This window comes from Phycisphaerales bacterium AB-hyl4 (assembly GCA_041821185.1).
Classification (GTDB): domain Bacteria; phylum Planctomycetota; class Phycisphaerae; order Phycisphaerales; family Phycisphaeraceae; genus Natronomicrosphaera; species Natronomicrosphaera hydrolytica.
The window spans coordinates 15,321-29,381 of record JBGUBD010000015.1 but is presented as its reverse complement, the minus strand read 5'-3'; the positions used below and the strand labels follow the sequence as shown (position 1 = coordinate 29,381).

The 14,061-nt window shown below is 60.7% G+C and carries 8 protein-coding genes; 7 read left to right on the top strand and 1 reads right to left on the bottom strand.

Annotation, left to right across the window (positions count from 1 at the left end; translation table 11 throughout):
• Window positions 1-47 precede the first annotated feature (47 nt).
• From ACERK3_17520 to ACERK3_17490, 7 genes are all read left to right on the top strand, one after another.
• Entirely contained in the window at window positions 48-959 is a 912-nt protein-coding gene (locus ACERK3_17520) for a PEP-CTERM sorting domain-containing protein (GenBank protein ID MFA9480077.1), read from the top strand.
• 156 nt (window positions 960-1,115) lie between these two features.
• Window positions 1,116-3,662, top strand: a complete 2,547-nt coding sequence (locus ACERK3_17515) for a TolB family protein (protein MFA9480076.1) — start codon at window positions 1,116-1,118, stop codon at window positions 3,660-3,662.
• A 180-nt stretch (window positions 3,663-3,842) separates the two neighbouring features.
• Window positions 3,843-4,673 carry a formylglycine-generating enzyme family protein gene (locus ACERK3_17510; protein MFA9480075.1) on the top strand — a complete coding sequence of 277 codons (831 nt, stop codon included), beginning with the start codon at window positions 3,843-3,845 and terminating at the stop codon, window positions 4,671-4,673.
• 60 nt (window positions 4,674-4,733) lie between these two features.
• Entirely contained in the window at window positions 4,734-6,584 is a 1,851-nt protein-coding gene (locus tag ACERK3_17505; GenBank protein MFA9480074.1) for a hypothetical protein, read from the top strand.
• A 127-nt stretch (window positions 6,585-6,711) separates the two neighbouring features.
• Window positions 6,712-8,097, top strand: a complete 1,386-nt coding sequence (locus tag ACERK3_17500) for an MBOAT family protein (protein ID MFA9480073.1) — start codon at window positions 6,712-6,714, stop codon at window positions 8,095-8,097.
• Entirely contained in the window at window positions 8,022-9,257 is a 1,236-nt protein-coding gene (locus ACERK3_17495) for a hypothetical protein (protein ID MFA9480072.1), read from the top strand. Before ACERK3_17500 ends, ACERK3_17495 begins: the two co-directional genes overlap by 76 nt.
• Before the next feature lie 36 nt (window positions 9,258-9,293).
• Window positions 9,294-11,462, top strand: coding sequence for a sugar-binding domain-containing protein (locus ACERK3_17490; GenBank protein MFA9480071.1), 2,169 nt, complete (start codon window positions 9,294-9,296; stop codon window positions 11,460-11,462).
• 50 nt (window positions 11,463-11,512) lie between these two features.
• Here ACERK3_17490 and ACERK3_17485 read toward each other — a convergent pair whose 3' ends face one another.
• Window positions 11,513-13,978, bottom strand: a complete 2,466-nt coding sequence (locus ACERK3_17485; GenBank protein ID MFA9480070.1) for a DEAD/DEAH box helicase — start codon at window positions 13,976-13,978, stop codon at window positions 11,513-11,515.
• Between the last annotated feature and the right edge of the window lie 83 nt (window positions 13,979-14,061).

Here is a 14,061-nt window from a genome sequence, read left to right as displayed (position 1 = left end):
CCGTCTTTATCTGACTTCACGTCAACTCTTTTATGGAGATCTGAAAGATGATTCATGCACTGAAATCGCTTTTTAATCGAAACTCGGTCCACTTCAAGGCCGGTGCGGTGGCACTGGTAGCCAGCGGCTGCCTCGCCGGGGGCGTCAACGCCAGCACGCTGCACTACTGGTCGTGGGAAGGTGAGGATGGCACGCCGCCTCAATCCGGCGGCATCCCTGGCACTGGCACATGGTGGCAGGACAAGGAAGGCAGCGGCAACATGAACTGGCAAACCGATGGAGGGGTTGAGCGACTGGAACTTCCCGAATCGGGGCCTGGGTCGGCATTCCCCAATCCAATCCCCTTGACCGGCGAGACCAACACGCATGGGGTTGATGCCTCCGAAGGCTACATCCGGACATCCAACCTGGAGACGTTCAACCGAAACAGCTTTACCTTCGAAACCTACTTTAACGCCATGTCGACGGCTGGCTTCACCCGATTCTTCGACATTTCAACTTCCACGGTTCAGTCGCAGGGTGGGGTGAGGGACGGGATGCTGGCTGCCCGCGTGTATAACGACGATGGCAGCTTCAATAGCGAGCACACGAATATTTCATCATCGCTGGCAGTGGAAGCTGACAAGGACTACTACGTTGCCATCGCCATCAGCACGGGCGAAAATGCAGAAGACCGCTTTGTTGACTTTTACCTTCAGAACCTGACCGATGGCGGGTCGCTGCAGCATGAACGCGTGGCGATCTGGGACGGCTTCACCAGCTTGTATCACCGTAACGGCGGAATTTCGATGCGGGTTGGCCGAGACAACAATTTCCAAGCCCTCGGCGACATCCGCTATTCCGATGGCGTGCTCGACCAGAGTGAGTTGATGATCATCCCCGAGCCGGGCTCGGTCGGCCTGCTGCTGGGTGGCTTGGCCCTGACGCTGACGGGGCGTCGCCGAGGTGAGATTTCGTAACGTGCATCAAGATCATGGCGATTGCATCGGGGAGCATTACGCTCCCCGATGCGGCCGCCAGTTCGAAGCAGGGTTCGCAGCGTCGGTCGAGGCTCTTGTGAGTCGACGCCCGGCAAACGGTAGTAGCGACACGTGAGAACGGAGCGAGGCGGCTTTATGCCAAACAGTGTGACATCGGCGAGACAGCAGGGGGGCGTTCAGCTTGGCGTCATTGTGGTGATGACGGTTCTGGCGCTCGGTGTGCTGATATCTGGGATATGGTTTTTCGCTTCGCCTGACGAGCAGGCGGAGCGGCCGCGCTCGGATGATGAGCATGTAACGACGCCCGTTTCAAACACTCGGCCCGCTGCGGCGGCCCCCGTCGATACGGGCCGGTCGTTGGCGTTGGACGCGTTCCAGTCAGCTCGGGCAGAACACCCGACGCTTGAGCCTGAAGTGTCGAAGATCGTCTACTCGCGATTCCCGTATGGCACGAAGCTGATCGACGAAGACGGGATGGAGTGGGATCTGACGTATCATTCGGGCGAGCATGCGGCGTTGGTGATTTCGCCGGATCACGATCGCGCTTTGTTCACCTATCCCCATGACGAAGCCGATGGGCTTTGGGTGCTCGGGCTCGACCCTGGCACCGGGGCGCGGCATCTCTGGGCAGGCAGTCAGGGCAGTTGGTCGCCTGACGGGCAGAGCGTGGTCTACCAGCGGGACGGCCACATTTACCGACGTCCGCTCGATGGCGGGGAGGCGCAGCGCGTCAGCCCGGCGGGTGTGGAGGACGCGGCGTGGCCGATCTTTTCGCCGAACGGCGATTCCATACTGTTCGTGGCAGGCGCTGACGAAAGTGACAAACGCGCTCTGCATGTGGTTCCCGCGCAGGGGGGGAGCGAAGCTCGCGTGCTGGTTAGCGGCGAGATTTACAGTCGACCTGCCTGGTCGCCTGATGGACAGCAGATCGCATATCAGGATGGGGCACGCATTGCATTGACCGATCCGCGAGGCGAGTCGGTACGTTACCTGACCGCGGAAGGTGGGTTTCATGCTTTCCCGGTCTGGTCACAGGACGGACACGGCGTGGCGTACAACCATGCGCCGCGCCCTGAGGGGCCATGGCGTTTGCGGGCGGTGGATGTCGCCGGGGCTCATCGATCGGTGTTGCTTGAAGTGGCGGAGGAACAGTTCACCGGCGCACCGTCACGGCAGGAAGACATGGATGCGGGAGCCGGGATCGTCTGGTCATCCGGCGCGGGCCACAAGATCGGGCGGGCGCCTGGCGTGCATTATGCGGTGGATGACGATCAGGCCACACTCTCGCTCAGCGCGGATCTGAAGTTGGCGTTGCGCAGCGAGCGTGCCGAGGTGTTGGCAAATGCGATGACGGCTGATCATCATGTAACGCTTGCTTTGCGCTCGGATGATGTGGTGTCGATTCAAGCCGACGCGGCGAAACTGGTCGTGCCCGATCGGTTGGGTGACGATCTGATCATCGAGATTGACGATTTGACTGACGAGCCAATGGACCTTTCCCATGCTCGCTATGTGCTGGCGATGCTCAACGATGGGAAGGGGGTTGCTGTGTTCTGTGTGCCCGAGGGCGGTATGGTCGCTCGTAAGGCGGCCGACGATGAGCGGGATGGCACGAGGCTGGAGTTGACCGGGGGCGGCATGGCCCACGTCGGGATGCTCTCGGCGGGCGAGGCAACCTGGACGCTCGGCAGCGACGACTGGGAGCCGACCTTCGATGCGGTGTGGCGAATCGTTGGCAGCGATGGCAGCGATGGCAGCGGCGTGCAGGCGTGGATGGCTGGGTTCGGCGAAGGTGAAACCGACGATGAACGAAAGGCGATGTTCGACAAGATTCACGGCAGTGAGGGGCGGTCGGCGCTGATCTATCCGTTCGAGCGTACCAGCCAGACGCCGATTCATCTGGTGACGGTTTCCGATGTGCTCACGCAGGCGATGGGCGTAGCGTCGGCCGACCGGATTCTTCAGCGCGAGGCGGTGGCTCGCTACCACGAACCGGAGCGATGGACGACGTTCCCCACGGTTGACAAAACGCTCGATTTTTTTCACCGCTTGTACATATCGCCTTCCGTGATGGCGGGCGGGTTTCATGCGGATGTGCCGGACGATCTTGTCAACTGGAGCGAGGATTTGAAGGTGCTGCTCCGGTGGAAGGATGAGCGAATCGAAGCGTATGCGGCGTTCGCGAGCAACTTTGAGCAGGCGAGCCTGGCGGACGGAAAGTTCGATGCGCATCGCGAGAAGCTCAGCGAGCTTGCCTCGGCTCGTGACGAGATGACCCCGCAGGATGAGCTCAACCGCTGGGCGGATCGTATGAAGTCCGGCGAATTGAACAGGTCGGATGTACGAGGGTCGTTTCTCCCGAAGATGCGCGAGGCTGCGGAGCAACGACAAACGCTTCTTCATGATTTCCGTCAGGCGGTTCGTCGGCTTCGCACTGATGTCAATCTCGCGATGACGAGTCCTCCTTCGGAGGATGAGCGGTCGGCGTTGCTGGCCGTTCAACAGCAGACCGCCGAGTTGCTGGGGCGACGCATCATCGCCGAAGCGGACTGGCGGGGCGAACTGGTTGTTCGCCGCTACACAGACATTGCGCCGGCGACTGTCCTGGCTGGCAGTTTACGGCACGGCAATGTTCAACGGCCGAACGTCACACGACACGACCGCACGCCGCGGATGTGGTGACTAGCCTGTCCGTTGTTGTCAACGGCGGCGCAGTTGTTTTATGAAGTACCTGGGAATCAAGACATGCTTGTTATGAATAAAAAGTATTTTAGTTTTGCGTCTGTGTGTAGAGGCGATCGATTGCCGCCAAAGGCGCACGCGACGTTCTTGTATGGCGTGACGTTGCGACTCATAGGTTGCATGCTGATCTCGTCGGCATTGCTCATCGTCGGCTGCGATGGGGCGGAGGGCGTCGGCCAGAACAGCAGCCGATCGCAACTCGGCGACGGCAACGTGCAGGAGGTTGAAAGCGAGAACGACTTCACCATGGTTCGGTTGCCCGCCGGCGAGTTCGTCATGGGCGACGAACGCGGCAGCGAGGGCGAACAACCCCGTCAGGTGCGTGTCGATTCGTTCATGATCGGCAAGCATCCCGTGACGCAGGAGCTGTACGAAAGCGTTATGGGTGACAATCCGTCGAACCGGAAGAATCCCAACAACCCGGTGGAGCAGGTTCGCTGGTCGGATGCGGTGCGCTTCTGCAACGCGCTGTCGGAGAAGGAAGGGCTCGAGCCGGTCTACGATCTCGACGACTGGTCGATCAATTACGAAGCGAACGGCTATCGCCTGCCGACCGAGGCGGAGTGGGAGTACGCGGCGCGAGCGGGGGAGACCGGCCGCTATTCCTTCGGTGAAGACGAATCACGCCTGGGCGACCATGCATGGTTTGCCGGCAACTCCGGCGGCCAGCCGCGACCGGTTGGCCGCAAGCGGCCGAATGCGTGGGGCTTGCACGACATGCTTGGCAACGTCTGGGAATGGACCAATGACTACTACGAGGCTGTGCCCAGTGGCACGGATAATCCGCGTGGTCCGGAATCGGGCGACCAGCGCGTCGTTCGCGGCGGCGCGTGGGATTCGCGAGCCGAGCGATTGGCCGTCTTTCACCGCCATGCCGAGGAGCCGGGCTACGCGGATGTGTGCGTCGGGTTCGACGTCTATGGATTCCGAATCGCCCGCAACGCCGACTGAATCACCTGGTTGGCAAGTTGGCCTGAACGATGCTGCCCTGCATGACGAGGAGCGTTTGTGATGATGGATCTTTTTCGGGAATATGCGGTCCCCGGCCTGTTGGCGGCCAGCCTGCTGGGATCAGCAGCGGCCGGCGCCGCCCATGCGACGCCGACGGTTCTGTCCGGCAATGCTGGAAGCGACCAGGAATCGGTAGACGTCGGTGAGACGCCGCGCGATCTTGGTGACGCGGCAACTGTTCGTAACGCGTACTACGGCCTGTCGCTGACGGACGAGGGGCTGTTCTTTGAAACGCGCGATGACCAGGACCAGTACACGTCGCAGACTCGCCTGGTGGCGCTGCGTGACGATGCGCCGCTGGAAGGTGTCACGAGCCTGACGCTGGCAGAGCATGCAGAAGACCGGGTTCGCGTGACGTTGCACGTTGGCGAGCGTGCCGTTGCCGACTTTACGATCGAAGAGGACGTCGCCGTGATGCGCGTGGAGCCTTTGTCCGAGGGGTTTGCCCTTCGGCTGGAGGCAACGCCACGGCACTTGATCGTGCCCACGTTCATCGGCGACGACTTTCTCTTCAACCCGGAGGAGTTCGGAGCCGGGCAGTGGACCATGCCGCTGAACGAGCATTACGTCCTGCTTCTGGGCGAGGGCAACGCGATGCTTCAGCCTATTCTGCTCGGCGACGGCCAGCAGCTTATCGCCCGAGTCGGCGACAGCGACGGTGGCCATGTCATCGAATCGTTGGACATCGCGTTCCACGATGAGGCGGTTTACCTTGCCGGCTATGAAAGGGCGGACCTCTGGCAGGACGGGTCCTTCCAGAATCTGTTTGCGGACAGCGCCGAGGCGGGCAAAACGGAGGCTGACTTGGAATGGCGTCCACCTTTCCCCGCCGGTTGGCGGGCCGTCTTCCATGGCAAGGGACGCGACACGGCGTGGTTCGCGACCGACGAGCGCCGCGACGACGCGGAGATCGTTCATGGGCGCGTCGAATACGTCTGGCCGTTCTGGATTGAAAATGGCCAGGCGAAATTCGCAATGCCTCACGAGGATCTTCAGGAGGCCGACCCGGCCGAATTTTACGAGACGTATGTGATTTATCCGCTGCGACGTTCACCGGCGCGGATGGAACGCCCCGTCGCCACGCACAGTCGATACTGGTTCTATCCATCTTTTGGTGCGACGCCGAGTCAAGCCTATGTGCCGGAAGACGGCCTGCGATTCGCGCTGGGAGACAAGTGGGAGTCCCGCTTTCCGCAGGGCGTGATGCAGCACACCCTGCCCACACGGCTGGGGGCGATCTGCTCGGTTCGCAATGCTTTTGCTCACATGATTAACGCGTACCACGGTGCGCCGCCCGAGCGTCAGTCGCAACTCATGCAGTTGGCGGCGGATCGTTTGCTGGAAGAGGGCATCGTTCAATACGAACGCTCCGCGGCGTATCAGAGCCTCGGCGAGCGCATCGTGCGGATGAGCGAGACGTTCGTCGAGGACAACCCCGGCGCAGCCGAGGAGATTCGCAAGATCCAGGCGTTGGCCGAGCAGATGATTCCGTATCACAACCGGATGTTGAATGCTTTTGCCGACCGCCAGGCCGGTTGGGTTCACTACGAAGCGCCGTCGGATGATCCAATCGAGATCCTTGAGGACCTGCATCGTCTGCTGCGGGCAGCAATGGAAAACCGACACGCGCAGTCGCAAGCCGAGTTGGCTTACTACGGCGACAAGCTGGAGCGTTTTGCGGTGGTCGGCCAGAACCGTTTTTCCCAGCCGCGTTACCTGACGCTGAAGATGCATAACCAGGCGGCAAGGGTCGCTGTCCAATCGCCTGATGCACAAACCTTCGCACGGGAAGTGCAGCGATTGTGCCTCGGCATGCTTCAGAACAAGCACTGGTCCGAAGGCACGAAGTAACTTCCTGAGCCTGAACAAGCACGCGCTGCCCACTGGACCGCGTGTGGCGAGTAACGATTCCTGAGAACGGAATCGAGAGGCCTTTTCTGTCGCCATTGCGTGCGATCCAGATTCGGAATCCCCTTGTATGCTCTTTCAAACCTGGCAATTCATTGTCTTTTTCATCATCGTCTATACGCTGTTCCTTCAGGTCAAAGGAACACGCTTTCAGACTCCGTTGCTGTTAGCGGCTTCGTATTTCTTCTATGGCTGGTGGAATCCGCTTTATCTACTGCTGATCGTCTATTCCACAGTGCTGGACTACACGGTGGTCCAGTTCATGGAACGCAGCCAGCGCAAGCGGATCTGGCTGGCAGTGAGCATCTGCAACAACCTTTTCCTGCTGGGCTTTTTCAAGTACGGCGAGTTCTTCGCTGAAAATCTCAACGCAGCGTTTCAGGCCACGGGCGTCCCTCTGGATGTGCCTATGGCCGACGTGCTGCTGCCGGTGGGTATTTCCTTCTACACCTTCCAGTCGATGAGCTACACCATCGACTTCTACCGCGGTGAGATTCGGCGGGAGCGTAGCTTCCTTCGGTTCGCCGCCTTCGTATCGTTGTTCCCGCAGTTGGTGGCCGGCCCCATCGAACGTGCCCGCACCTTCCTGCCGCAGTTCGCCCGTGAGGCCCGAATCACCTGGACGAACATTTCAGACGGCCTGACGCTTTTCCTGATCGGCTTTTTCAAGAAGGTCGCCATCGCCGACTATCTGGCGATGCATGTTGATCCTGTGTATGCCTATCCGGACGAGCATTCGGGGTCGGCGTTGCTACTCGCGACGTTCTTCTTTGGGTGGCAGATTTATTTCGACTTCAGTGGTTACACCGACATGGCCCGCGGCATCGCGCGGATGATGGGCTTCAACCTGATGCTCAACTTCAATCGGCCGTACCTGGCCAACAGTCTGGGCGACTTCTGGGGGCGCTGGCATATCAGCCTGTCCTCCTGGTTCAAGGACTACGTCTATATCCCGCTCGGCGGCAACCGTCGCGGTACGGTTCATATGTACATGAACATGTTTCTGGTCATGGTCATCTCCGGCCTGTGGCACGGCGCGGCCTGGACCTTTGTGATATGGGGGGCCATGCACGCCATCGGCCGAATCGTGACCCGGCCGATGGAGCAGACCGCGTTTTATCGCGAGCAGGTGCCCAACATCGTCAAGCAGGCCTGGGTGTTCGCGTTCGTCACGGTGACGTGGATCTTCTTCCGCGCTGAAAGCCTTGGCGACGCATGGCTGATCCTCGGCCGAATCTTTTCACCATCGCTGTTCACTGCGTCTGAATTGCCACACCTGGCGTTCTTTTTCTGCATGGTCATCTGGATTTACCAGTACCTGGATGAAACCCGTGCCAGGTTCGCCCTTCAGCCGTCCTTTGTGCGGATCGGGGCGGCGACTTGCATGATCGTGTACGTGCTGGTCTTCCTGATCTCCGGCACGCCGGAGCAAGCCTTTATCTACTTCCAGTTTTAATCATGACGACCCAACACCTTCCTGATGCCAAGGCACGCCCTGAGATGACGCCCCCGCCGGGTGCTCGCGAGAAGCCCGACCCAGCGGAGCAGCCGTTTCGTTTCGCCTCAGAAACGCTTCGGCTGCGCATGCGCGATTGGCTCGTGGTTCTCGTACTGGTCATTCTGGCGACACTCCTGTTGCCGCGCGTGTGGACGCTGGTAGACGATTTCGAAACGGGAGAGAACTTTCGCTTCCCCTACGACCTGAGCAACGATTACTGGCTGGTCTCACGCTGGATCGGGGAAGCGACTGCAACGTACCCGGCGTTGACGCTTGGCGACTCCGTGGTCTGGGGGCAGTATGCGGGGCGGAATGAAACGCTCGCCGCCTATCTCAACGCTGGTATGGGTGAGCAAGTGTTCGGCAACATCGGTCTCGATGGTCTGCACCCGGCGGCGATGTACGGCCTGGTGCGTCACTATGGCGGAAGCATTCGAAACAAGCAGGTGCTGATCCAGCTGAATCCGTTGTGGGTGAGCTCGGCGCAGCACGATCTTCAGGGAGATGAAGAAACACGCTTCAATCATCCAGGTCTCGTGCCACAGGTCTATCCCAATCTACCCGTCTACAAGCCGACCGTGGAAGAAGTGTTTTTCACGGTGCTGGAGCGTAGCGTTGATTTCTTTGCATGGACGCGTCACCTCCGTCTGGCCTATTTTGACAACATGGATTATCACAGTTGGACGCTTGAGAATCCGAGCGATTTTCCGTTGAGCTTTATTGGGCATGAACTGCCGGCTGTTGACGAAAACCCGCGCAGCAGGGCCATCCCATGGGAGCAGGGCGGTTTCACCGAAACCGAGTTTCCCTGGCTGGATCTTGAAACATCGTTCCAATGGCAATCGTTCAGGAACATGATCGATCTGTTGCGCTCCCGCGACAATGAGGTGTTTGTTCTGGTGGGTCCGTTCAACAAGCACATGATGGCGCCTGAAAGCCGAGTGCGTTACGAGCAGGTGAAAGCCGAGATGGTGCGTTGGCTTGAGCAGGAGGGCATACCCCATAACGCAACGGCGAATCTGCCCACGGACGAGTTCGGCGACGCGAGTCATCCGTTGGCCAGTGGGTATGAGCGCCTTGCCAGGGAATTGCTGGAGGATCCGGCATTTTTCAAGTGATGTCTGCAATTGAATCATTTCGTCAGGGAGATTGATGTGGTGAATCTGCGAAGGCTTCGTGGTGGTGCGCTGGGAACCTTGCTCGTCGGCGGTGTGATAAACATGGCGGTGGCGTCGGAGCGGCCGGCGGGGCTGCTGCTTACCTGGCAGCAAGATCCGACGAGCACGATGACGATTGACTGGCATATCGACCCGGAACGCGGTCACGCGGCTTCGCCGACGCTGCGATTCGCTCAAGCCGGTACGGACACCTGGTCGCAACGCGAGGCGAAGCAAATCGCATTTCCGTACTCTGACCGAGTTGTGTATCGCATTGAATTAACCGATCTCGCTGCGGACACCGACTATTATTTTCACGTTGGTGATTTTGATCGGCGGTATATGTTCCGGACCATGCCGCGAACACTGGATCAGCCGTTGGTCTTCGCGACAGCGGGTGATACACGGCATGCAAACGACTGGACGAGATTGATGCGCCATGTGCTCGATGAGCATGACCCGGCGTTCGTCGTTTGGGCGTGGGGCAAGGCGTTCTATGGCAACAGGCCTGAGGGGTTTCTGGAGCGTTGGCATCAATGGTTCGAAGTGGCCAAGGACGCGCTGGTCGATGACGAGGGCCGGGTTCGGCCGGTGGTCGGCAGCATTTCGTCACAGGAGGTGCGGTCCAGCGCAGGTGTCGAGCATGTCAACGACAGTTGGCGGGACGAACAAGCGCCGTTCTTTTACCGGCTGTGGGCGTATCCCGGCCAGCCGGGGTATGGCGTATTGGACTTCGGGACATACCTGAGTCTGGTTTCGCTCGACACCGAGACGAATCCTATCGAAGGCGAGCAGTACCGTTGGCTTGAAACGACGCTGGCAGACCGGCGGGATGTTCAGCATGTGATTCCGCACTACTACCTGGCGGCATTCCCCTCCGATCGCGACTATTACGAACCGAACCGCGAGGTGCGTGAAAATTGGGTCCCGCTGTTTGAACGCAATGGGATTCGCCTGGCGATTGAAGAATCCGACATGACCTACAAACGGACGCCGCCGATCCGCAACGGGCGACCGGACCCACGGGGCGTCATGTATGTCGGCAGCGGCTCGTGGGGCGCGGGGGGACGGGCCAAGCACGATCCCGACGTGACCTGGTATCTGCAAGCGTCGGCTCCGTCATATCACTGTGTCGTGGTGACGCTGGATGGTGAGGATGAATCATTTATTGTTGTCGATATGCATGGGCAGAAGGTTGACGCCTACCCGGATGAGAACATGGCGTCGCTCGGGCTTGGCACGGCAGACGCGTTCGTTGAGCAGATCGCATCACTGCTGGGCGAGGCGGCGCCGGCAGAGCGACGTGCCGGGGCCATGTTACTTGAGGCGTTCAGTAACGCCTATGACGCAGATCGCCCGGCGGACCGCGAGGCGTTTCTCCAACAGATGCTCGCGTGGTATGACGACGAATCGCAGGACGTTCGTTTGCGAAGCGCTGCATATCAGGTGTTGTTGATGCACGCGGACGATGTGGAGCAGCGTGGGGCGTTGTTGAGCCGAGGGATGAATGACGCCTCGGCACGTATTCGCGCGCATGCTCTTACCGTGCGAGAAGCGGATTTGAGCAGCGTGACGGGGCGTTTGCTGTTGCAAACTCTCGGCGAGGCGCGGATGTTGGAGATGCGCGAACGCGCATTCGTCGCGGCAACGAATCGCCCAAGCCCTGCGTTTCCCGATCAACAGGCTGCAGATGCATTTGAAAAGGTAGACGCGTTCGAATTGCCGGTCGAAGACTGGGCTTTCAAAACAGATCCGTGGCGTATTGGGCATTTGAAAGCATGGCACGAGGCCGAGGTGGACGAGTCGGGATGGATGTCGGCCGAGTTGCAGACGCATTGGCATCATTTTCTTGACACGTCATACCAGGGCGTGGGCTGGTATCGGCGCGTTATCGATGTGCCGACTATGTCACCCTACGATGCGGTCGGCCTCCAGTTCGATGGCGTAGAGGAAAACGCTTGGGTCTGGATCGACGGGCATTACGTTGGTCAACACAACCTTGGCCCCGTCGGGTGGAACGTACCCTTCCAGTTCGATGTGACGCGGTTGATCACGCCGGGGCAAAGCCATCAGATCACAATCCGTGTGATGAACCAACGAAGCGTAGGGGGGGTGTGGGACAGTGTTCGCCTTCAAACATACAGGCAGTCCGAGGCGAGTGAATAAACCGCGTTTCTCGCTTCGTCGCCGCTTCGACAAACCCGATCGGGGGTCCGTCAGTCGCCGCGAGCGAGCACCTCGTCGGTGCAGGCGGGGTCGATCGATCGGCAACTATCGGTCAGCAGCCCGACGAGCTCTTTCAACTCACTCTGCCAGACCTCGCTCGTCATGCCCGTGGGCGTCAGCGGCATGAACTCTTCGCAGAGCAGGATCAAACGCAGGACGTGGCGGAAGATCATCCCTTCCTGTTTGGTCAGATCGCGTGCGGTGATGAAGGCGTTGAACTCACCGTTGAATGTCAGCAGATCGCCCGCGGCCCAGACGGGGGTGATGCGCACCCGGCCGCCGTTGCGGACCTTGCTTTGAAACAGCAGATGCATCTTCTCCGCCAGCGGAATGGGGAACTGCGGCGGCTCGCCGAAGGGGCGGTCCTGCTCGTGCGGCAGCGGCGGGTACATCTCGTCGTAGGTTGCCAGTCCCGATTTCACGATTGCCGGGTCGATCGTCTCGCGGGTGAACTCGCCTGGCGGCAGGTCCTGCGGGAAGGGCACGCGCACGCTCCGCGCCACCGAGCCGGGCATTTCCAGCAGCGATTCGAGGATCTGCATGCGTTCGTGTCGCTCGACCTGGCCGAGGTAGTCCAGCAGGAAAGCGCCATACACCGGCTGCACGGCGCGGAAGGCCAGCAGCGTCTTGAGCTTGTCCGTGGCATGGGCGGTGGTCGGCTGGTAGTCGGCTATGGGATCGGCGGGGGCCGTGGCGGCCGACTTGCCGGTAGCCGGGCTGGTGGAGGCGGTCGACGCGGCCGGCTTGCCCGTGGGCGCGCCGCCGAGTTGCAGGCCTGCGAGCAGGTCCTGCGTGGTCGCGGGCGTCGCCGGCTCGGGCGTTGCGGCCGGTTCGGGGGCCGTGCTCGCTGAACCGCCCGCCGACCGCGGTAGGGGCGGGGTCGGCGTCAACGTCACATACCAGCCGAGCGAGTGGGCGGAAACGTACCGACGCGGTAGGGGCGGGGTCGGCGTCAACGTCACATACCCTTGCTCGTGTAGTGTCACGAGCATGCGCGTGAGCTGCTTTTGCCCCTGCGCGATCTGCGGTTCACTCATTAGTCGTTTGGATACGACGTCCCGCAGCGTTGCCACGTCGCTGAACGAATCCAGCAGAAACGCCAGCAGCCGCCACGGCAGCTCGCCCCTGGATTCGAGCTTGCCCGGCTCGGCGGCCTGAAGCTTTTCGAACTGCGCCTCGGACCAGTACTGCTCGCCCTCGCGGCGCGTGGGTGTCTTCTTGACCAGCTTCTTGCGCATCTTCATCAACTGCGGGTCTTTGGTGTCTTCGGGGATCTGTTCGATCTTCTGCTTGTGGCGCAGAATCTTGACGTCGTCTTCGTGGGCGACGGCGTAGACGTGGCCTTCGCGATCGAACTGCGGCCGACCCGCCCGGCCGAACATCTGGTGGGCGCTGCTCGCACCGATCAGTTTTTTCTTGCCCCGGGGCCCCTTGAGCAGCGTCGTGAGCACGACCGAGCGGGCGGGGAGGTTAATGCCCGCAGCGAGAGTTTCCGTGCAGACGCACACCGACAGCAGCTTCTGCTGGAACAGGGTTTCGACCACCCGCCGGTAGCGCGGCAGCAGGCCGGCGTGATGAATCCCCACGCCGCGCATGAGAATGCGTTTGAGCTTCGGGCCGGCGCCTTGTGAAAAGTCGATCGCATCGAGTTGCTCTGCCAGTTGTGCCTGCTGGTCGCCGTTGAGCATGTCCTTGCCGCGCAGCAGTTCGCCCACCGCCCAGCAGCGCTCGCGGTCGAAGCAGAACACCAGGGCCGGAGTCTTTCGCGTCTGCTCCTCGCCACGGACCATCTCGATCAGTAACTCGGGCAGCAACTGCTCGCCCACCCAGTGGCAGGTCAGCGGCACCTTGCGTTCTTTGCTTTGCGCGAGCGTGAGGTCTCGTCCGTGACTGGTGCGCAACCAGCTTAGAAACTGCGAGGCGTTGCCCACCGTTGCCGAGAGCAGCAGCAGCCGAACGTGCTTCGGCAGCAGCGACAGCGACAACTCCCACACGATGCCCCGCTCCGGCTCGGCGAAGGAGTGAAACTCGTCCATCACCACAGCCGAGACATCGCTGAAATCGAACGCTTCCTTGTGCAGCAGTCGGTTCAGCAGAATCTCCGCCACGACCACCAGCACCGTCGCTCGCGGGTTGACCGAGCGATTACCCGTCACCAGCCCCACCTGTTCGCGACTGAAGCCCCACCGCTCTGCCGCGTCCTGTACCTCGGTAAACTTCTGCTCGGTCAGCGCGATCAACGGCGTCGTGTAGTAGGCCCGCCGACCCGTGCTCAATGCTTCGTACAGCGCCGCTTCGGCGATGAGCGTCTTGCCCATGCCCGTGGGGGCGCAGACGAGCACGCCCTCGTCCGACTCGAAGTAGCGCATGAGCGCTTCTTCCTGAACTGGGTATGGCTCGTAGGGCAGCCGATCGAGGTACTGAAGCAGCAGGTCGTCGCGTGAGGGCTTTGGCATGACTCCCCAGCATACCGTGACGGCCATCGCTCGACACGACCATCTGCGGCGGCTCGCGGATGCCCACACTTGTGCGTGGTCGA